Source organism: Saccharomonospora iraqiensis subsp. paurometabolica YIM 90007, from assembly GCF_000231035.2.
GTDB lineage: Bacteria > Actinomycetota > Actinomycetes > Mycobacteriales > Pseudonocardiaceae > Saccharomonospora > Saccharomonospora paurometabolica.
In genome coordinates this window covers 177,522-178,370 of sequence record NZ_KI912213.1, presented here as the reverse complement: position 1 = coordinate 178,370, position 849 = coordinate 177,522, and the positions used below count along the sequence as shown (strand labels likewise).

The following is an 849-nucleotide window of genomic DNA, read 5'->3' as shown; positions in this document are numbered from 1 at the left end:
ACGACGAACTCGCGCTCGACCGGCTCTGCGCCGCCACCGCCCGGGTCTTCGCCCGTGCGGCGGTGCACGGCCTGCTGGCGGCGACCGGGCTGCCCGGGCTGCCCGCGTACGCCGACGTGTGGCCGGAGGCGTTCGCCGACCGGTCCGCCGACCCGTCCGGCGGGACGGGGCACGGTGCCGACGGTGGGGAGAGGAGCACCGGATGACCGACGAGGCGGTGCACGGACAGGAGACCGACGGTGGTCGCTGGCGGGTCCACGTCCACGACGACGACGTGCACAGCTACCCGGGTGTGGCCTACGTCCTGCACGAGGTGTGCGGCCTCCCGCGGGAGCGCGGGCTGGCCCTCGCCGACGCGGTGAGCCGGAACGGGGGCGCCCCGGTCGCCGTGTGCGACACGGCGGCGGAGGCCGAGCGCGCGGCCGGGGAGATCCAGCTGCTCGGTCTGCGGGCGACGGTCACCGGCCCGGAGTGACCCGCCCGCCCCGGCGTCGGGCGGGGAGTCCAGAATCGAGGCGCCGCCCTCACCCGGTGTGGTGAGGACGGGGTGGGGACGGACGAGACGACCTCCGGGGGACGCAGGTGACGACGCAGCGACGGTTCGGGGGCCGGGGCCGGTACGACGGACCGGACGGGGACCCGGAGACCGTCGGCCTGGACGGGCTCGGCCTCGTCCCGGAGGCAGCCGCCACGGAGGCCGGTGCCGAACCGGGGGAAGCGGGTCCACCGGGGCCCGCCCCGGCACGGGCCGAGCGCTCCGTGCTCGACGAGTGGGGCATCGAGGTGGCCGGGGCCTGGCGGGAGGGTCCGCTGGTCTACCTGGTGACCGCGCCGCCGGTGGCGGACGCG

At 77.7% G+C, this 849-nt stretch carries 2 protein-coding genes and 1 pseudogene; all 3 read left to right on the top strand.

Annotated elements, in window-relative coordinates:
- A pseudogene (locus tag SACPADRAFT_RS32270) lies at nt 1–206 on the top strand (hypothetical protein); the annotation flags it as partial.
- Nucleotides 203–475 carry an ATP-dependent Clp protease adaptor ClpS gene (locus SACPADRAFT_RS32265; RefSeq protein ID WP_007027795.1) on the top strand — a complete coding sequence of 91 codons (273 nt, stop codon included), beginning with the start codon at nt 203–205 and terminating at the stop codon, nt 473–475. The pseudogene SACPADRAFT_RS32270 and the gene SACPADRAFT_RS32265, both read left to right, overlap by 4 nt.
- A 107-nt stretch (nt 476–582) precedes the next feature.
- The coding region (locus SACPADRAFT_RS32260; protein WP_007027796.1) for a hypothetical protein at nt 583–849 on the top strand (267 nt) is incomplete at its 3' end.